Origin of the sequence: Bradyrhizobium sp. CCBAU 65884 (assembly GCF_028128835.1) — a bacterium.
GTDB classification, from domain to species: Bacteria; Pseudomonadota; Alphaproteobacteria; order Rhizobiales; family Xanthobacteraceae; genus Bradyrhizobium; species Bradyrhizobium ottawaense.
This window is the reverse complement of sequence record NZ_LBJU01000127.1, coordinates 31,726-50,900: the sequence shown is the minus strand read 5'-3', so window position 1 is coordinate 50,900 and position 19,175 is coordinate 31,726. Positions and strand designations below refer to the sequence as shown.

Below are 19,175 nucleotides of genomic sequence, written 5' to 3'. Positions count from 1 at the left end.
CGACAGGAGCGCCCGACATGCTTCACGGCGACATTTCCAGCAGCAACGACACCGTCGGCGTCGCCGTGGTGAACTACAAGATGCCCCGCCTGCATACCAAGGCCGAGGTGCTCGACAATGCCCGCAAGATCGCCGACATGGTGGTGGGCATGAAGGCCGGCCTGCCCGGCATGGACCTCGTGATCTTCCCGGAATATTCCACGCAAGGCATCATGTACGACTCCAAGGAGATGTACGAGACGGCATGCGCGGTGCCGGGTGAAGAGACCGCGATCTTCGCCGAGGCCTGTCGCAAGGCCAAGGTGTGGGGCGTGTTCTCGCTGACCGGCGAGCGCCATGAGGAGCATCCGCACAAGGCGCCCTACAACACCTTGATCCTGATGAACGACAAGGGCGAGATCGTGCAGAAGTACCGCAAGATCATGCCGTGGGTGCCCATCGAAGGCTGGTATCCCGGCAATTGCACCTATGTCTCCGAAGGCCCGAAAGGCATGAAGGTCAGCCTGATCATCTGCGACGACGGCAACTTTCCGGAGATCTGGCGTGACTGCGCCATGAAGGGTGCCGAGTTGATCGTGCGTTGCCAGGGCTACATGTATCCGGCCAAGGAGCAGCAAGTCCTTATTTCCAAGGCGATGGCGTGGGCCAACAACGTCTATGTCGCCGTCGCCAATGCCGCCGGTTTCGACGGCGTCTATTCCTATTTCGGCCACTCCGCGATCATCGGCTTCGACGGCCGTACGCTCGGCGAGTGCGGCGAGGAGGATTACGGCATCCAGTACGCCCAGCTGTCGAAACATCTGATCCGCGATGCGCGCCGCAACGGCCAGTCGCAGAACCATCTCTACAAGCTGGTCCACCGCGGCTATACCGGCATGATCAATTCCGGCGAAAGCCCGCGCGGCGTCGCAGCCTGCCCGTATGATTTCTACAAGAATTGGATCAAAGACCCCGAGGGCACGCGCGACATGGTCGAGGCCATGACCCGCGCGACGCCGGGGACCGATGAGTGTCCGATCGACGGCATCCCGAACGGGTCCTCTCCGAGCAACTATTGAGCCCCTGCCGGTGCCACGCGTGGGACGACAAGCCAGGGATGTGAATGGCCGTCCATAATGGCGGACGTTCTGGCGCGTCCGCCTATGGGCGGGACGGGGTCGCTCTCGGTAAAATCGTGGCGCGGCTGCAACATGGGCTGTTGAATCTGCCCGAGTTGCGGTCGCGTTGGCGGATTCTCATGCCTCCGTAGTTCTACCGCCCGCCTTCATCGCCTAAGTTCCCGCGGCGCCATTGGGGAGCGCCGCAGGTTGGGGGACGAGCTTTGGGGGCTTGGTTGCGAGCAAGCGGGCGGGGTTGCCTGCTTCGGAGTGCCGCGGTCATGCGCGCGGCATCCGGGGCGGGCCTCGTCTTGAGCGCGATCGCTCTGATCGATCCCGTCCAGGCACAACAGGTCTTCAACGGATCACAGACCACGCCGAACGGCATCGTCAACGGCGGGGGCGGCGTCTGGGACAACACTACGACCAACTGGACCGACGTCTTTGGCGGGACCAGCACGGCCTACGATCCTGCGTCAGCCGGCACGCTGTTCGGAAGCAGCGCTCCCTCGACGCCGGCGACGGGCGGCACGGTGACGGTGACGCCGGGCGGCGTGCAACTCACCAGCCTCGTGGGCTTCGACCTCACCGCCGACGGCTCGATCTATACCATTCAGGGCGGCGACCTCAGGCTGGCTGCGGGCGGCACCACGTTCGTCACCAACGATGTGACCGGCACTGCGGATCCCTCGGCCGTGATCGCTTCCCGCATCGTCGGCAGCGACGGGATCAATGTTCAGGGACCAGGTATCCTGGCGCTGCTCGGCGCGAACTCCTATACCGGCGGCACCTTCATCTGCAATTGCGGATCCCTGCAGCTCGGCGACGCGACCCACACCGCGAGCATGGTCGGCGCCGTCACCAACGAGGGCCTCTTCAGCATCGTCAATGCCGACACGTCGGGGATCACGTCGATCCTGAACGACTTCTCCGGCACGACGATGTTCCTCAACGCAAGCTCCGCCAGCTCGATCGTGATCACCAACAACGGCCAGGTGTATTTCGGCGATCCGCTCGGGGGTGGAGCCGACACCGCGACGGCCGGTCGGGCCACCATCATCAATGACAGCGGCCTGATCGGCTTCTTCGGACGGACTAATGCAGGCACGGCCAACATCACCAACCAGAATGGCGGCGGCACGATATTCATCGAGCAATCTTCGGCGGGCTCGGCGACGATCGTGAACAAGGATTTTGGCGGGACCGTGTTCGGGACGTTCGCCGGCTCCGACACGGCGACCGCCGGCAATGCAACCATCATCAATGAAGCGGATGGTCTCACCGATTTCGGCGCGTTCACCACGGCCGGCAATGCCACGATCATCACCAAGGACGGCGGCAGGACCGAATTCTTCGACAACTCCACCGGCGGCAACGCACGCTTCATCACCACCGGGACCGGCGTCGTCGATTTCGGTGGAGGCACCGGTCCGGCCGGCGATGGTCGCATCACCGCAGGATCGATCGAAGGCAGCGGCTTCTACTACATCGGCGGCGGCAATACCCTCGTCGTCGGCGGTAACAACCTCTCGACCGAGGTCAGCGGCGTCATCGGTGATACCTGCGGTTGCGGTCCCGCCGGCCCCGGCTCGCTGGAAAAGGTCGGCAGCGGCACGCTGATCCTCTCGGGGACGAATACCTACACCGGCACGACCACGGTGAACGGCGGCATCCTGCGGGTCGATGGTGACATCTCGCAGTCGAGCCTGACAACCGTGAATGCAGGCGGTGCGTTGTTCGGCGCCGGAATCGTCGGCAATTACCCTCATCGCCAACGGCGGCATCTATGCGCCCGGCGACGGCGGCCCGGGCTCGAGCATGCAGGTTCAGGGCGATCTCGCGCTTCAATCCGGCTCGGTCTATGCGGTGCAGGTCGGCAGCGGATCCAGCACGAGCCACGCGCTCGTCACCGGCAATGTCGCGCTGGACGGCACCGTCGGCGTCTCGCTGTATCCGGGCGCTGCGGTGATGAAGCGCTATTCGATCATGAACTTCTTCGGCACCTCCGTCGGGAATTTTTCGGGCGTTGCTGCGCCGGGTGGCCTCATCGGCACGACGAGCGTCGGGTCGAACGAGGTCTTCCTCGATTTCACGCTGAACTACGGCGCGAAATACACGCTCAACGTCAACCAGCAGAACGTCGCGACGACCCTTCAGAACTTCTTCAACACCAACGGCTTCCTGCAGGCCGAACTCGCGGGACTTGGTCCCGGGGGCCTGACGCAGGCCTCGGGTGAATCCGCAACGGGATCGCAGCAGACGACGTTCAATGCGATGAACCTGTTCCTGAGTCTGTTGACCGACGTCTTCAGCTCAGGACGCAGCGGCACGCCTGGCGCCTCGCCATTTGCCGCGGACGCGAATGCGCGCGACAAGAGCGCGCGCGACGCCTTTGCCTCGATGTACCGCAAGGCCCCGGCGGCAACCTTCGAGCAGCGCTGGGATGTGTGGACGGCCGGCTATGGCGGCTCGCAGACCACGGACGGCAATGCCGGCCTCGGCTCGAACAACACGAGGAGCAGTGTCTACGGCACTGCCGTGGGCCTCGATTACCGCTTCTCGCCGTCGACGATTGCGGGCTTTGCACTCGCAGGTGGCGGGACCGCCTTCAACGTCAACGGGCTCGGCTGGGGCCGCTCCGATCTATTCCAGGCCGGCGCCTTCGTGCGTCATACGGCGGGACCGGCCTACATCACGGCGGCGCTCGCCTATGGTTGGCAGGACGTCACGACCAACCGCGTCGTGACGGCTGCCGGTTATGACCAGCTGCGTGCGCAGTTCAACGCCAATGCCGTGTCGGGCCGCATCGAGGGCGGCTATCGCTATGCCATGCGGTGGGCCGGCCTCACGCCGTATGCGGCGCTCCAGGCCACCTTGTTCAGCCTTCCCAGCTATGCAGAGGCAGCCGTGGTCGGCAGCAACGTCTTCGCGCTCAACTATGCCGCCAAGGACGTGACCAGCACCCGCACCGAACTCGGCCTGCGCGCGGACAGGTCGTTTGCCGCGGCCGGTGGCCTCATGACCCTGCGCGGCCGCCTCGCCTGGGCGCATGACTACAATCCGGACCGCACTGTGGGCGCGGTGTTCCAGACCCTGCCGGGATCGGCTTTCGTCGTGAACGGTGCCGCCCAGGCGCGCGATTCGGCGCTGACCACGGCGGCAGCGCAGATGAACTGGATGAACGGCTGGTCTGCATCGGCGACGTTCGAGGGAGAGTTCTCGAACCTCACCCGCTCCTACGCCGGCAAGGGCGTCGTGCGCTACGCGTGGTGAGGCATGGTCGCCTCCCTTGAGAGGGAGGATAAGGGAGGCGTCACTGCTTCTTCTGCGGCGGCTTGCGCGGCGGGCGCGGGGCGGCAGTGGGGGCCGGCGTCCCACTCATCTTGTTGGCGGCCTCGCTGACGTCGAGCAGCGAGCGACGGATGTCCTCGAGGTAGCCGGCCGATTTCTTTCTCATGGTGTCGGCGAGCTCGTGCAGCCCCTGTATCTTCTCGAACAGCTCGTCGGCCTTGCCGTCGACGAAGCCGGGCACCACGCCCTCGATCTTCGTGACTGCCTTATCAAAGCCCGCGAAGGCGCTGTCGACCTTGGCCATGACGGAGTCGATTTCGCCACCCTTGCTCCGGAGGTCGGCGGTGTAGTCCTCGAACGTGCGCAGGCCCTCCTTGATCGCGGGGGCGTTGCTGACGATGGTGCGGTCGACACTGTGCAGGGTGTCGACGATGGATTCGGCGTCGCTGAGATCGGCGGTCAGCACGGGGACGCCGTCCGAGTCCAGCGGCACCGGCGGCGCAGAGGGCGCGCCCCCGATCAGCGAGATCGCGGCAACACCGGTGAGGCCCTGGAACTCGATGCCGGCCACGGTGTCCTTGCGGATCGGCGCGGTGTTGTCGAGCATCACCAGCGCCACGATCCTGCGCGGATTGTCCAGCTTGATCGACAGGATCTGGCCCGCGGGCACGCCGTCGAAATTGACCGGCCCGCCGCGGCGCAGGCCGCTGGCCGAGCCGCCCTCGAACACCACGCGCAACTGGCTGCGGCTCTGGATGGTGCGCCATTTCTGCACGCCGAGCAGGCCGCCGAACGCCACGGCGATCACCGCCAGCGTTGCCGTTCCGATCACCAGATTGCTCGCGCGTGCCATGCGGGGAAGGTTTTACGGCCAAAGCAGGCAAGTTGGAAGGAGCCCGGATGGTACGTAGGGCGGGTTAGCGAAGCGTAACCCGCCGTTTTCGCCTCGGCAGTCGTGCAAATTGGCGGATTACGCTGGCGCTAATCCGCCCTACGGCATCAATGTCCGGCAACCCGCCTAGCCGCGGCGTTGTTGAGGACGATGAGGGCATCGACCGCTACGCCCGTCCTGGTGTTGATCAGGAACGGGTTGATGTCGATCGAGGCGATCCGGTCGCCGGCATCCGCGATCAAATTGGACAGGCCGACCAGCGCTTTCACCGCGGAGGCCTCGTGCAGGGACGGCTTGCCGCGATAGCCGCGCAGCTTGATGCCGGCCTTGGTGCGGCCGATCAGGAGCCGCGCCTCGGCCTCGTCCAGCGGCGCGGCGGCGAGCACGACGTCTTTCATCAGCTCGATGTCGATGCCGCCGGTGCCGAACAGCACGACCGGTCCCATCTCGGCATCGAGCGAGGCGCCGACGACGAGCTCGAGCTCGGCCTTGACCTGCTGCGCGATCAGGATGCCGTCCAGCTTGGGCTTGCCTTTCAACTTGCTCACCCGGGCGGTGATGGCGGCAAACGCCTTCTTCACGTCAGCTGCGCTGTTGAGGTTCAATACCACGCCGCCGATGTCGGATTTGTGCAGGATCTCGGCGCTGACGAGTTTTGCCACGACCGGAAAGCCGATCTGCTTCGCGATCTTCACCGCCTCGGCTGCCGTCTGCGCGATGGCTTCCTTCGAGATCGGAATGCCATAAGCCTTCAAGAGTTTCTTCGAGGCGACCTCGTCGAGCGCGGCGCCGCTCGCCGATTTCAGCGCCTTCTCCAGCACGGCGCGCGCGGCGGGTTTCGAGCTCGAGACGATGTCGGGCACCTCCTTGCGCAGCTTGGCGTAGTCGAGCAGCGACTTGATCGCGGTCACCGCCCGGTCCATGCCCTGCATGACCGCGAGATGCGGCAGCGATTTGCGCAAGGTCTTGGTGAAGTCGGTGAAGCCGATCGACATCGCGCTGATGTAGATCACGGGCTTGCCGCCCTGGCGCGCCATGTCATCGACGATGCGCAAGTTGCGCTCGCGCAGCTCGTGCGGCGTCTTCGGCAGCTCGGCATCGACGATGACGATGTCGATATCAGGATCGTCGATCATCAGCTTGATCGACTTCATGTAGACGGAGGGATCGACCACCGCGGCAAAGCCGGCGTCGAGCGGGTTGCCGACGATAGACCCCGGCCCGAGCATCTTCGCCAGTTCGGAGCCGACGTGCGGGCTGAGCGGCGCAAAGTTCAGGCCCTCGGCATAGAAGGCGTCCAGCAGCATGCCGCGCTTGCCGCCCGACAGCGTGACCGCCGCGAGCCGGTCGCCCTTGGGCACGGCGGAGTGAACGAAACACTCGGTGGTCTCGATCAGCTCGTCGAGGCCGCCGACCCGGATCACGCCTTCGCGCGTTGCAACGGCGTCGAACGTCTCGATCGAGCCCGCGAGCGCGCCGGTATGCGCCATCGCCGCGGCGCGGCCGCCCTCGGAGGCGCCGAGCTTGAGTGCGATCACGGGCTTGCTGGCAGCGCGCGCCGCCTTGCAGGCATCGCGAAAGGCCTTGGTGTTGCGCACGCCTTCGAGGTAGACGACGATCACCTTGATGCTTGGGTCCTCGGCGAAATAGCGCATCAGGTCCGGCGTCTCGAGCCCGGCCTCATTGCCTGATGTGACCATGTAGCCGACACCGACACCGCGGTCTTCCAGCGCCTGGCGGATCGCCATGACGATCGCGCCGGACTGCCCGGCGATCGCCACCGCGCCCTGTTCCATGGTGACGATGCGATCATCGATGTTGGTGAAGAGCTTTTCTCCGGCGCTTAGGTTGCCGAGGCAATTCGGGCCGGTGACGGCAAGTCCGGTCTCACGTATCGCCGCTTGCAATTCGGCCGCGAGCTTCTGGCTTTCCTCGTCCTGCAACTCGCTGAAGCCCGAGGTGACGATGGTGGCCGACCGTGCACCGGCTGCCGCGGCATCGCGGATCACCTGGACCGCAAAGCGCGCCGGCACCAGCACCAGAACGTGATCCGGCTTTTCCGGGAGGCTCGCAAAGTCCTTGTAGCAAGGGACGCCCCAGATGGTTTCCCGCTTGGCGTTGATCGGATAGAGGCCGCCCTCGTAACCGTACTTGATCAGATTGTTCCAGATGCGTTCGGCATAATTGCCAGGCTTGTCGGTCGCGCCCACCAGCACGATGTTGTGCGGGTGCAGCATGGCATGGATGCCCTTGACGATCTCTCCGGCGTCGGGCGATGGAGACCATGGGCGCGGAGAGACCGAGGCGGCGGGCACTTGAGCTTCCATGCGCTTCCTCACTTCTTGTTCTTGTTGCAACGCGCGCCCCGCGGCGGCTTCGGGGGCTGATCCTGGCCGCTCCATGCCGCGAGACGGAATGGGCAAGACTTGACGACAAAGATTTGGCGATGAGGCTAGCATCACGAGACTTTTGGCGAAAGTGCGAACGGTCCGGCAAGATGCTAGGAAACCGTGACCCTCATTCTCTCAAATGGTGATCATGCCGCTGCTGTCCATCGTGGTGCCGACTCTCGATCGTCCCGACACGCTTCGCCACGCGCTCGCGACCATGGCGTGCCAGCCTGCGCATGCAGATTGCGAGTTCATCGTTCAGAACAATGGCGGTAATCCCGAGATTGCGAAGATCGTTGCAGACCTCAAGGACGAGCGCTTCAGGCATTTTGCCAGCGAGACCGTTCTGACCATGACCGACAATTGGGAGGCGGCGCTCGGCCACACCTCGGGCGAGTACGTCGCCTTCATCGGCGACGACGACGGGCTGATGCCCTACGCATGTGCCACGGCATCGGAGATGCTCTCCGACCGAAACATCGATCTCCTGAGCTGGAGCGCCTACACCTATCACTGGCCGAGCTATTACCATCCGGCCTTCCGCAACCGGCTGCTCGCCGAGATCGACCTGACCTCGTCCGTGAAGCGAGTGTCGTCACGCGACGAGCTGGCGCGCATCTTCGGCTTCCAGGCGCACTATGCGCATCTGCCGATGATCTACAATTCGTTCGTCCGCCGCAGCATCATCGATCGGATGCGTGCGATCGGTGGGCGCTACTTCATCGGTCTATCGCCCGACGTGGCGTCCGGTATCGCCAACGCTGCACTGACCGACAGTTTCATCCGACTGTCGCGCCCTCTGAGCATGGCCGGGTTCTCGCAGCACAGCACCGGTCACGCGCTGTTCTTCGAGACCACTGATCTGCTCGAGACGCCGCGAGGGGCGCGCGATTTCGGACCCATTGACGAGGATCCCCAACTCCCCGATCTCAACGCCCTCCAGCTCTTCATCGCCAAGGACATGTTTGTCCTCAAGCGTCTGCTGCTGGCGGATCACGGCGATGTGCGGCTCGACTTCAAGGCGCTGGCACAGGCGCTCGCGACCGACATCAACCATCGGCCGCCCCTGTATGATCGGACCGTGCAGACCATCGGCGAACTCGCCCGCACGCATGGGTTTGACGTCGCCGACATCATCATTCCTGCCCGCCTTGCGGATCGGCCGCCACCCCGCGGGGGTGTTCGCGTGACCGGACCGAACCGTGTGGTTTACGAGCTGGATGGTTCTGCGCTTGGGCTCAATTCGATTGCGGACGCAGTGCGCGTGATCGCGCAGTTCGTTCCGGATCAGGGGCCGCTCGATCCTGCCGCTCTGAAGGCTCCCGTGTCCTCGCCGGTCCTCGGCGTGAAGGAGCTCGAATTCGCGCATGGCGGAGCGGGCGTCGCCGCGTTGATCGAGGGATGGAGCGAGCCGGAGCAATGGGGCACCTGGTCCATTGCCAGGAATTGCGTGCTCCGGTTCGAGGTCCATCCCATTCCGTCACGGCCGGTCGAGCTTGTGCTGGCGTGCCGGGCCTTCGTTTCCGACGGAAATCCGCAATTGCGGGCGGCCTGCCGCGTCGGCAACGGAGCGCCGCAGCAACTGACATTCTCGAGAGAGGCGTTCGCGGGCTTGCGCAGGTTGATGCTCGATCCCGCCGCGATTGCCGCCGACGGGACGTTGACCATCAGCCTGTCGCTATCCGATCCACGCTCTCCCGCGGATCTCGGACTGAGCTCCGACGCGCGACCTCTCGGCATCGGGCTCGAGCGGATCTGGCTCGATCACGACGTCCGCGCGGCACGAGGTGAGTGATCGTCACCGCTCAGTACCCCAGCAGGCTCAGCTTGTGGGCGTAGTGAAAGACGACCTGCCTCGCGAGATAGGGGGCGATGGCGCGGCGAATCTGTATCTGTGTCGGATCGAAGCCGAGAGCGCGGCGCCTCAAGATGCCCATCTCCCGGACGCCGATCGCGTAGGTCGACGCCGTCTTCTGGGCATCATGGATTCGGAAGCAGGCGAGAAATCGCGGCAGGCGCACGAATTTGAATCCCGCGGCCTGTGCCCGCAGGATGAAGTCCCAATCCATCGCGTAGTGGAAGCTCTCGTCGATCGGGCCGACCCTGTCCCACACGCGCCTGCGCCAGAACATCGTCTCCTGCGGGATATAGTCGGCATATTGCAGCGCGCGCCCGTCATGGGGCGGCAGCACGGCACGGCCGACCTCGAGTCCCTCGCGATCGACGAAGACGCGATGGCCATAGACGATGTCGACATGCGGATGCGATGTGAAGTAGTTGGCGACATAGGCCAGCGTCCCCGGCAGCAGCATGTCGTCGCTGTTGAGATAGGCCATGATCTCGCTGTCGACGCCGGCGAAGCCGAGATTGATGGCGTTCGATTGTCCGCTGTCAGGTTCGCTCCTCCAGCTGATGCTCTCGCCGCGGCTCTTCAGGAGATCAGCCGTGCCGTCGATCGAGGCGCCGTCCTGCACGTGGTAATACAGGTTCGGATAGTTCTGGCTCACGATGCTGTCGATCGTGGCGCCGAGATATTGCACCTGGTTGTAGCTCGGCGTGACCATTGCGATCCGCGGTGCATTCTCGTGGATCGAGGGTGCCGGCGGGAAGGCCGTCAGGTTGAGCAGGCGCGGAGGATATTGCTCGAAAGTCCACATCGGCGGACGCCGCCAGAGGCTCCGGAGCGAGGATCGCCTTTGCCCGGCGGCGATGAGATCCTGATTCCTTTCGAGCAGCGCGACGCGATTTTCGAGCTGCTCCATTCGCTGTTCGAGGCGCTGCCTGAACTCGTCGTCCATCTATCGAGCTTTCGCAAATTACATCGTACAAAATCAATGGGACCTTCTTACAGGTCTCTGGTCGACGGCGCCAGTTCACGGTCGCGTCAAACGCGATGGACCGGCGTGTCCGGCGCGATTTGAGAGGGCTCGATCGTTCCCGGACGGGCCGATTGCGAACCGCTATTCACGCGCTTCGATCAAGGTGGCATGCATGACATAGCGCTCCGGCCCGGACGTAACGGCGTCGAACGGCCAGCAGGTCGAGAGCACGAGTTCCACACCCTGCGTCGAGGGATCGATGCCCGCCGCGTCGAAACGGACAACGGCCGAAGAATCCGCCCGATAGCGAAAATGCCTGCCGTCGCGGCGGGTGATCTCAACGATGTCTCCGACGGCAACATTCCGCAAGAAACGGAAATGTGTGTCACGATGCGCTGCGTATACGGCAACACCGCGCTCGCCCGCATCAGCCGTTCGGCTGATATGGCCCGGCCCGAAGGCAAGCGCCTGGCCGCTCGTACCTTCCAGCACGATCGCGCTGGCGCCTATCCGCTTCACCTCGATCCGCGCGACCGGCCAGGTATCGGCCCATGCCCATGGTTTGATCACCTCGCCCGTCGCAAGGCTCTTGTCGAACGCGCGCTCCAGCAGCACCTGCGCCAGCCACGCCTTGGCATGGATGTAGGCGCCGTCGCCGAACAGGATGAGGCCGATCAGTGCCAGAACCAGGGGAGATGAGAGGCGGGGCATGACGTCTACTCTCGTCATTGCGAAGCAATCCAGATTGTCTGAACGGCGGCAGTCTGATTGCTTCGTGGCTTCGCTCCTCGCAATGACAGGAAAAAGACGCGCGCGGCCGTTGGTATGGGACGGGCAGCCGCGCGCGCTAACAGAGGAGTTCGGGGCGGCTCCTCTCTCAAGCGGCGTCGGTGAGCAAGAGCCGACGCCGGTTGAACACGAACAGGATCAGGGCGAGCACGATCAGGACCAGGCCTGCGATCATCTTCAGCTCGGCTGAAGTTGCTGTCTTGGGCAGACGGATCGCGTCAGGCGCTGCGGGTGTCGGACGCCGCGCGGCGGGTGAGGTGCGCGCATCGGCATGGCGTTCACGCAATTGTGCCGGGACCTGCGGCCGTTCGCCGAACACCTTCTCGAAATTCCAGCCGGCCGGCAGGTTGATCGGCAATTCGCTGAGCTTGAGCGGCGCGCCTTCGGGCCGGCTCGGCGTCTTGTCGACGGCGACAAGGCTGGTCAGGTGCGTGACGATCTGATGGTCGAGCGCCAGCGCCAGGATCGCCTTGTCGGCCTCCTCGGGCGCGAGCTCCCGCATGGCGCGCGCCACTTCGGCATCGCCGATCTTGCGCTTGGCCCAGAGCTTTGACAGGCCATTGCCTTGGGCGGCATTTTGCAGCGGCAGCGTCACTGACCATGGACGGTCGTCGACGCGGCCCCTGATCTCGAGCGAGCCTGCGAGCTTGTCGAGCTTTGCTGCCAGCACCAGCGGCTCGTCGCGATAGACGTCTGGGATGATCGCCGGGGTCACGTCGGCGTTGGCCTCGGAGAATTTCGCGGTGAGGCCGGTGACGGCCGGATTTTCCAGCTTGGCGAACAAGCCGCGCATGCGCTCCTCCACCTGCTCGACGGAACCGATATGGGTGAAGGCACCACGGCCGAGCTCGGCGGCGCGGGTCATCAGATAGGTGTTCGGCGCCGAGCCGATGCCGACCATGAAGACGCGCGAGCGGCCGCGCATCGCCGTGATCGTTTCGAACAATTGCTGTTCGTTGCCGATTGCGCCGTCGGTCAGGAAGACGACCTGGCGAACCATGCCGGTGTCGCCGAGCTTGTCTGCCAGCGCGGCGCGCATTGCCGGCACCATCTCGGTGCCGCCGCGCGCCTGCAACGCGCTCACGAACGAGGTTGCCTCGCCGACATGGGTAGCGTCTGCCGTCACGGAGGTTGGAAACAGCATGTCCATGGTATCGTCGAAGCGAATGACGTTGAAACTGTCGGTCGGCTGGAGCCGGGACAGAGCGTAGGCGAGGCTCGCCTTGGCCTGGACGATCGACGTGCCGCCCATCGAGCCCGAATTGTCGATCACGAACACGACCTCACGCGGCAATGGCTTTTGTGTCGTCTGTTCGGCGCTGGGCGGAGTGACGAAGGCGAGCAGGTAGTCGGCGTCGCCGACATGTTCGCGGAACAGGCCGACCGATGGCGCCTTCTCGGCGGCGGCCTTCCAGGTCAGCTCGAAATCGCGGTCAGCCGGGACGGCGCCGTCGGCGAGCGTGATGACACGCGCCATGTTGTCCGGACTTTCGATCTTGACCTTATGGTGGTGGCTCTTGACCTCGCCGAGCGCGAAGCCGGCCTTCAGGCGCACCGTGATGCTGGTCGGATTGACCGGTGCATTCCTGGCGGGATCGAGCACAGGCGGCGAGAGGCGGTCGCGGTCCGGTACCGGGTCCGAGGTCGCCGCGCCCCAGCCCGATCCGTCCTTGCGGAAGTCGACGCTCTGCACGATCGGCGCCGGATTGTAGCGCGGTCCGACCACCAGCGGCAGACGCAGTGAATATTCGTTGCCGGATTGATGCACCGGCTCCTGATATTCGATCTGCACCAGCACGGTTTCGCCGGGGCCGATATTGGCGACCGAATTGGTAAAGATGTTCGGCCGCTCCTGCTCGGTGAGCGCGGCCCTCTGACCGGTGCGGCGTGCCTCTTCGTAGATCACGCGGGCCTGCTGGCGCTCCTTGATGTCGCCGACGATGACGCGGTCGCCGACCACCATCTTCAGCGTATCGACGGCGCCGCCGGTCGCGAGCGGATAGACATAGGTTGCTTCGACCCAGTCCTTGGTCGGGTTGCGGAAGATTTGGGTGACGCGCGCGCGCAGCGTCGGGCCCGAGACCGTGATGTCGATGTCGGTGCCGAGGCGGATCGCTTCGGTGGTGGCGCCATCCTCCTTGAGGAGGAGGGAGCCGGACTTGGCGTCGCCGGGCTGAAGCAGGCTGGCCCGCTCTGTCGTGGCCGACCAACTGGTCCCGAAGCTGACGAGCAGGGCCACGAAGGCCATCAGCATCACGGCGATGCCCTGCGCGAGAAGAAACAATCCGAGCTTGATCAGCCCCTTCAGCATGGGGTGTTCGTCGTTGTCGGCTGTGTCGTAGGTGTCCATTGGCCTGCTCCCGAAGGGACGTTTGCTGGCTCTGAGCATTCGCTGGGAGGGGCCGATTTCGCGAGCAGAATGATCGGTCATGTTCCGCCGCGGCCGGCCCGGGCAGGCCGCCGTGGGGCGCCCATGTGCGGTTTTGTGCTGGTTTGTCCGCCCTGCTAGAATGGCCGTGCTGGAGCAGGGTTAGCGATGCAGATGCAGGATAAACTCACCGACAAGCAGCTTTCGGACGAGCAGAGCCGCGAGATCGCCGAGACCATTCGCGAGGAGCTCGCCAGACGCCGGATCTCCCGGCAGACGCTGGCCGAGCAGGCCAAGCTCAGCCTGTCGACGCTGGAGAAGGTGCTCGGCGGCCGACGGCCGTTTACGCTGGCGACGACGGTCCGGCTGGAGCAGGCGCTGGGCGTCTCGTTGCGGAAGAGCCCCGTCGTGGCGGCGCCTCAAGCCGCCAACGATGTCGCTCCCGACAGTCTTGGCTCCTATGCGCATCGCGCCGTGACCTGGCTCGAGGACGTCTACATCACGCTGCGACCGTCGTTCGGCGACAAGGACGCGATCTTCGCGTACCGCACCGAGATTGTCTGGGAGCCGAAGGTGTCTTCGCTGGTCTTTCGGGAGGGCGATCGCACCGATACCGCCTACGAGCATACCGGCGAGGTCGCCGTCCCGCATCAGTCAGGCTTCATCTACCTCGTCATCATCAAGCACGGCCAGCATCGCGTGATCACGGTGTCGCGGCCGACGGTCGCCGGCGAGATGTACGGCATCATCTCGACGCTCCGCGCCGGGCCTGGTTCGCAACTGACACCCATCGCGGCGCCGATCGCCTATGTGCCGCTCCGGAACGTCCCGAAGCCGTCGCTGGGGAGGGTCGGGCCCGGCGACGCCAACCATGCGTTGTACGGAAAGCATCTGCGCCGCACGGTGGAAGAATCCTTCGCACTGTTTCTGTCGGTATAGTCCGCAAGAAAGAATCCGGAATGGCGTTGCCTGCGTCTATAAGGGGGTATGCAGAACGCGCGCGCCCCATACATCGGCGAATCTCCGCTGTTCTCCATCATCATCCCGCTCGAATATCACCGCGGGCAATGGGAGCTGTCCTGGCTCGGTTGGACGTCGCAGACCGCAGATAGATCGCTTTACGAAATCATCCTGGTGGTGCCGCCGGACTTCGCCGCGCGCGAGGAGCTGAAGGTGCTGGCTGGCGACCAGGCGCGCCTGGAATTCACCGCTTCGGATCACGACATCGGGCTCTGCGCATTTGGCGCCGCCAAGGCCCGCGGCAGTTATCTGTTCTTCACGGAGTCGCATTGCTGGCCCGAGCCCGAAGTAATCGAGCTGTGCATCCGCGCGATCGACGCGCATCCCGACTGGGCCGCCTTCTCCTGCCGCTCGGTGCCGATTTGCCATAACAGGCTCTCGGAAGCCGAGGCCACAATGTACCAGGCCGACATCGAATTCGGCATGAAGCAGCATCCCTGGCGCAAGGTGCTCGATCAGTGCTTCGTGACGCGGCGTGACGTCTATTGGGAATGCGGAGGCCTGCGCGAGGAGCTCGGCCATTTTGCCGAATGGGTGCTGGCCGCGGCCTATCACGCGAGAGGTCACGCCATCGGTTATCTGGAGGAGGCGCGCTTCCATCATTATTACATCGGCGAAATCGGCGAGCTCAAGACCTTCACGCTCGATTTCGTCGAGGGCGAGATCCGATATCTCAGCGAGGCGCGACGCGAGCCCGGCAGCGAGCTGCTCGAAGTTCCAGTCGAATGGGTCGAATGGGCCGGATTCGACGTATCGCTCGCCCGCGCTGCGTCGAATGCGCTCCTGCATTACTGCTTTGCAGGCCGCGGCTGGAGGCCGCCTGGGGAAAAACTGCGCGCCTTCTGGCATTGGGGTGCACTGACTCTGTGCGGCGATCTTCCGGCGCGCTTCGCCGCGCGCCTGGCCGTCCTGCAATCGCATTTCGGTCTGCGCGCGCTGACGATGATCGGATCGAGCGAAGCGATCGCGCGATGGATGAGACGCTACATCGCCTCGCTGATCCATCTGCAGCGGCTCGAATGCATTCGTCGCATTCGCGGCCATGCCGGGCCGGCGGTGAAATTCCTGGGAGATCGCGTTCTCGGGCAAGCCGGATTCCATGCCCTCGAATCGTCAGCGGGGCACACCTTCCGCTGGAGCGAGCCCCAGGCCGCGATTCGCATCCAGGGGGGCGCGGGCCGCAACACCGTTCGGATCCGAAGTCCCGCCTTGCGCGCGCCGCTGCGCGAGATCGGTGTGCATTTCTATCTCGACGGCGTGCACGTTGATGCCTCCGCGATCGCAATCGGCCCCGATAGCTATACGATGGACCTCGATCTGCCGCCCTCGGGCATCGCCATCCTGGCATGGTCCTGCCCCGAGTTGAGGGGGATTGGCGATTCCCGCCGCCTTGGTCTTTCCGTGGCATCCATCGAGGTGAGCCAGGATGCCGGAGCTTCAAGTGCCTGGCGGGTTTTCCGAGAAGACCATGCTCAAACAACGACCTGAAGCGCGATGACGATCCATCCTGATCGCATCGCGCTTCAGTCACGCAAGGTTGGCCGGCGTCGAGCTAGCCTCCGGTTTCGGCGCTGATGATATCGCCGAACAGCTCCCACTGGCCCTTCTTGAAACGCCACATCTTGAGCTGCTCGATCGGCGCGAAGTCTGTGGCCGAGGTGTTGATCTTGATCCCCGGGATCAGCGTGTCGGGGACGAAGTCCTTGAGACTGGCGGCCTGCTTCATCACGTTCTCACGGGTCAGGTTGTCGCCCGACTGCTTCAGCACCTGCACCATCGTCTGGGCCGCGGCGTAGGCGTAAACCAGATTGGCGTCCGAAATGTTCGCGCCGGGCATGTACTTGTCGATGAAGGTCATGAACTTCTTCATGCCCTCGTCGTCTTTCCACTGCGGATCGGAGGCGTCCTTCAGATAGCCGGCCGACAGCACGCCTTCAGATGCCTCGAGGCCGGCTGGCTTCATTACCGCGCCGATCGACACCGAGACGTCGGTCATCAAATGCATCGGCTTCCATTCCAGCTCAGCGATCTTCTTGATGGCCTGCGCCGCGAATTTGGGGGTGGCGATGTTCACGAAAACATCGGCGCCGGTGCCCTTGAGCTTGACGATATGGGCGTCAATCGACGGCTCCGACGTCTCGTAGCTCTCTTCGGCCACGATCAGCTTCGATGCCTTGTCACCGAACACGTCCTTGATGCCGGCGACGTAGTCCTTGCCGAAATCGTCGTTGGCATAGAAGATCGCGACCTTCGCGTCCGGCTTCTCCTTCAGAATGTACTTGGCGAAGATCTGGGCCTCGACCCGGTAGCTGGGCTGGAAGCCCATGGTCCAGGGAAAATTCTTCGGGTCGTTCCACTTGCTGGCGCCGGTGGCGAGGAACAGCTGCGGCACCTTCTTGGCATTGTGATATTTCTGCACAGCGGTCTGGGTCGGGGTGCCCAGCGCGTTGAAGATCAGGAACACCTCGTCGCTCTCGATCAGCTTGCGGACCTGCTCCACGGTCTTGGGCGGCGAATAGCCGTCATCATAAGAGATCCAGTTGATCTTGCGGCCGTTGATGCCGCCCTGATCGTTGACCATCTTGAAGTAGGCCTCCTCGGTCTTGCCGATGATGCCGTAGGCGGAAGCGGGACCGGAATAGGCCTCGACATTGCCGATCTTGATCTCGGTGTCGCTGGCGCCGGTGTCGTATTTCTTCTGCGCGAAAGCACCCTGGGTGGAGAGCAATGTCAGGGCAGTTGCCGCGGCGAGCAGGACGAGTTTCTTGTTCTTCATGGAAATTCCTTGGGGTTTCTTGTTGGGTAGGGCGGGCACTTCAAAAAAGAAAAGCGCCCGCGAGGGGCGCTTGGGTCAGGCGTTGGCGACTTTCCTGTCGACTTCGGAGGCCACCGAGAACTCCTTGCGCAAGGTCGGCTTGTGGATCTTGCCCGTGGCGTTGCGGGGCAGCGCGTCGACGAAGCGGATCTGGCGTGGACATTTGAAGCGCGCCAGATTGGCCGCGCAATGCGCGAAGAGATCGGCGTCGGTCAGCTTTTGGCCCGACTTGACCGCGACGATGGCCAGGCCCACTTCGCCCCATTGCGGATCTGCAATGCCGATCACTGCGGCTTCGGCGACGGCCGCGAGCTGGTGCAGGACGTTCTCGACCTCGGCCGGATAGACGTTCTCGCCGCCGGAGATGTACATGTCCTTCCAGCGGTCGACGATGTAGTAGAAGCCCTCTTCGTCGACGCGCGTCGCGTCACCGGTGTGCAGCCAGCCGTCGGTGAAGGAGGTCTTGTTCGCCTCCGGCCTGTTCCAGTAGCCCGGGGTGATGTTCGGCCCCTTGACCCAGAGCTCACCGAGCTCGCCGACATCTGCATCGCTGCCGTCGGGGCGCACGATGCGCACTTCGGTGTGCAGCACGGGCTTGCCGGCGGAGCCGGCCTTGCGCGCCGCATCCTCGCGGTCGAGCACCAGCACGGCCGGCGAGGTCTCGGTCATGCCGTAACCCTGCTGGAGCGCGACGCCGCGCGCTTCCCAGACTTTCAAGAGCGGTACCGGCATCGGCGCGCCGCCGACGCCTCCGACGATCAGCCGGCCGAGATCGGTCGTTGGGAAAGCGGGGTGTTGCGCCATGAACTGGTAGATCGCGGGCACGCCGAAGAACACGTTGATGCCCTGTGCGGGATCGTTGATCAGGCCGAGCGCGGTACCGGGATCGAACGCGCGCATGATCATCACGGTGCCGCCGGCATGCAGCACGGGATTGGTGTAGCAATTCAGCCCGCCGGTGTGGAACAGCGGCAGCACGGTGAGCAGAACCGAGGACGGTCCGATACAGGCGGGACCGCCGAGATTGACGCAATTCCAGAAGGTCATGCCATGGGTAATGGTCGCGCCCTTCGGATGTCCCGTCGTGCCCGACGTGTACATGATGGTCGAGACGTCATCGAGCGTGACCTGCTCGATCGCCTCGAGCGGCTTTGCGCCGGCAATGCCGGCCTCATAGGACCCGCCGGGCCCGAGCAGCAGGCTGGTCGCGATGCCGCACAGCTTTGCGACGGCAAGCCCGGTCTCGGCGAGATCGGCGTCGTGGATCATCACCTTCGGCGCGCAGTCGCCGGTGATGAACTGAAGCTCGGGAACGGTGAGGCGGGTGTTCAGCGGCACGAAGATCGCGCCGAGGCGGCCGCAGGCGAACTGGACCTCCAGCGTATCGGTCGTGTTCAGCGCCAGCACCGCGACACGGTCGCCGCGTGCGACGTTCAGCGTGTGGCGCAGGAAAGAGGCGAGGCGCGAGACTCGGGCGTCAAGCTGCGCATAGGTCAAGCGGCGCTCGCTCGCGAGGTCGATCACCGCAACCTTGTCAGGCGTGCGGCGGCCATGATGAACGATCCAGTCGTAGTAACGAACGGCCAAGAATTCCTCCCTCGGCGGTCTTGTGCCGCCTGCATCCTTATTGCCGTGCACCATGCCCGGCATGGCCTTGGGGCCAGCCGGAGTTGGTGCATCGACGTCTTTTTTTA

11 protein-coding genes and 1 pseudogene are annotated in these 19,175 nt (G+C 64.2%); 5 read left to right on the top strand and 7 right to left on the bottom strand.

Translation table 11 applies throughout. From position 1 onward, the window contains the following. Window positions 1-17: 17 nt before the first annotated feature. The gene (locus XI03_RS28390; RefSeq protein WP_271593981.1) at window positions 18-1,058 is read left to right on the top strand and encodes an aliphatic amidase; all 1,041 of its coding nucleotides are present in this window, start codon (window positions 18-20) and stop codon (window positions 1,056-1,058) included. A 320-nt stretch (window positions 1,059-1,378) separates the two neighbouring features. Then, window positions 1,379-4,370: pseudogene (locus tag XI03_RS40595) on the top strand (autotransporter outer membrane beta-barrel domain-containing protein). A gap of 40 nt (window positions 4,371-4,410) precedes the next feature. On the opposite strand, the gene XI03_RS28375 reads toward XI03_RS40595, so the two are convergent. Then, complete coding sequence (locus XI03_RS28375; RefSeq protein ID WP_028139667.1) at window positions 4,411-5,241, bottom strand: MlaD family protein; 831 nt, start codon at window positions 5,239-5,241, stop codon at window positions 4,411-4,413. Between the two features lie 146 nt (window positions 5,242-5,387). Next, window positions 5,388-7,607 (bottom strand): acetate--CoA ligase family protein, encoded by a 2,220-nt coding sequence (locus XI03_RS28370; protein WP_271593979.1) that lies wholly within the window; start codon window positions 7,605-7,607, stop codon window positions 5,388-5,390. A gap of 211 nt (window positions 7,608-7,818) precedes the next feature. Here XI03_RS28370 and XI03_RS28365 point away from each other — a divergent pair, with 211 nt between their 5' ends. After that, window positions 7,819-9,465: a glycosyltransferase family 2 protein gene (locus tag XI03_RS28365; RefSeq protein ID WP_271593978.1), complete on the top strand. Its 1,647-nt coding sequence runs from the start codon at window positions 7,819-7,821 to the stop codon at window positions 9,463-9,465. A gap of 10 nt (window positions 9,466-9,475) precedes the next feature. On the opposite strand, the gene XI03_RS28360 is transcribed toward XI03_RS28365, so the two are convergent. From XI03_RS28360 to XI03_RS28350, 3 genes are all read right to left on the bottom strand, one after another. Next, on the bottom strand, window positions 9,476-10,468 hold the full coding sequence (locus XI03_RS28360) for a glycosyltransferase (protein ID WP_271593977.1): 993 nt from the start codon (window positions 10,466-10,468) through the stop codon (window positions 9,476-9,478). A 162-nt stretch (window positions 10,469-10,630) separates the two neighbouring features. Further along, on the bottom strand, window positions 10,631-11,200 hold the full coding sequence (locus XI03_RS28355) for a class GN sortase (RefSeq protein ID WP_271593976.1): 570 nt from the start codon (window positions 11,198-11,200) through the stop codon (window positions 10,631-10,633). Window positions 11,201-11,366: 166 nt separating this feature from the next. Continuing rightward, window positions 11,367-13,628 carry a marine proteobacterial sortase target protein gene (locus XI03_RS28350; RefSeq protein WP_271593975.1) on the bottom strand — a complete coding sequence of 754 codons (2,262 nt, stop codon included), beginning with the start codon at window positions 13,626-13,628 and terminating at the stop codon, window positions 11,367-11,369. A 186-nt stretch (window positions 13,629-13,814) separates the two neighbouring features. On the opposite strand from XI03_RS28350, the gene XI03_RS28345 reads away from it, so the two are divergent. Both XI03_RS28345 and XI03_RS28340 read left to right on the top strand, forming a co-directional pair. Continuing rightward, a complete protein-coding gene (locus XI03_RS28345) occupies window positions 13,815-14,585 on the top strand; it encodes a helix-turn-helix domain-containing protein (protein ID WP_091964371.1) in 771 nt (256 codons plus the stop codon). Window positions 14,586-14,633: 48 nt separating this feature from the next. Continuing rightward, window positions 14,634-16,154, top strand: coding sequence for a glycosyltransferase family 2 protein (locus XI03_RS28340; RefSeq protein WP_271593974.1), 1,521 nt, complete (start codon window positions 14,634-14,636; stop codon window positions 16,152-16,154). Window positions 16,155-16,218: 64 nt separating this feature from the next. Here the strand turns inward: XI03_RS28340 and XI03_RS28335 are convergent, their stop codons facing one another. After that, on the bottom strand, window positions 16,219-17,442 hold the full coding sequence (locus tag XI03_RS28335; protein ID WP_212475262.1) for an ABC transporter substrate-binding protein: 1,224 nt from the start codon (window positions 17,440-17,442) through the stop codon (window positions 16,219-16,221). Between the two features lie 75 nt (window positions 17,443-17,517). Then, entirely contained in the window at window positions 17,518-19,068 is a 1,551-nt protein-coding gene (locus tag XI03_RS28330; RefSeq protein WP_271593973.1) for an acyl-CoA synthetase, read from the bottom strand. Between the last annotated feature and the right edge of the window lie 107 nt (window positions 19,069-19,175).

Bases quoted from the DNA above. Each gene is read 5' to 3' on its own strand.
- XI03_RS28390 (WP_271593981.1), top strand. From the start codon at position 18: ATGCTTCACGGCGACATTTCCAGCAGCAACGACACCGTCGGCGTCGCC.
- XI03_RS28375 (WP_028139667.1), bottom strand. From the start codon at position 5,241: ATGGCACGCGCGAGCAATCTGGTGATCGGAACGGCAACGCTGGCGGTG.
- XI03_RS28370 (WP_271593979.1), bottom strand. From the start codon at position 7,607: ATGGAAGCTCAAGTGCCCGCCGCCTCGGTCTCTCCGCGCCCATGGTCT.
- XI03_RS28365 (WP_271593978.1), top strand. From the start codon at position 7,819: ATGCCGCTGCTGTCCATCGTGGTGCCGACTCTCGATCGTCCCGACACG.
- XI03_RS28360 (WP_271593977.1), bottom strand. From the start codon at position 10,468: ATGGACGACGAGTTCAGGCAGCGCCTCGAACAGCGAATGGAGCAGCTC.
- XI03_RS28355 (WP_271593976.1), bottom strand. From the start codon at position 11,200: ATGCCCCGCCTCTCATCTCCCCTGGTTCTGGCACTGATCGGCCTCATC.
- XI03_RS28350 (WP_271593975.1), bottom strand. From the start codon at position 13,628: ATGGACACCTACGACACAGCCGACAACGACGAACACCCCATGCTGAAG.
- XI03_RS28345 (WP_091964371.1), top strand. From the start codon at position 13,815: ATGCAGATGCAGGATAAACTCACCGACAAGCAGCTTTCGGACGAGCAG.
- XI03_RS28340 (WP_271593974.1), top strand. From the start codon at position 14,634: ATGCAGAACGCGCGCGCCCCATACATCGGCGAATCTCCGCTGTTCTCC.
- XI03_RS28335 (WP_212475262.1), bottom strand. From the start codon at position 17,442: ATGAAGAACAAGAAACTCGTCCTGCTCGCCGCGGCAACTGCCCTGACA.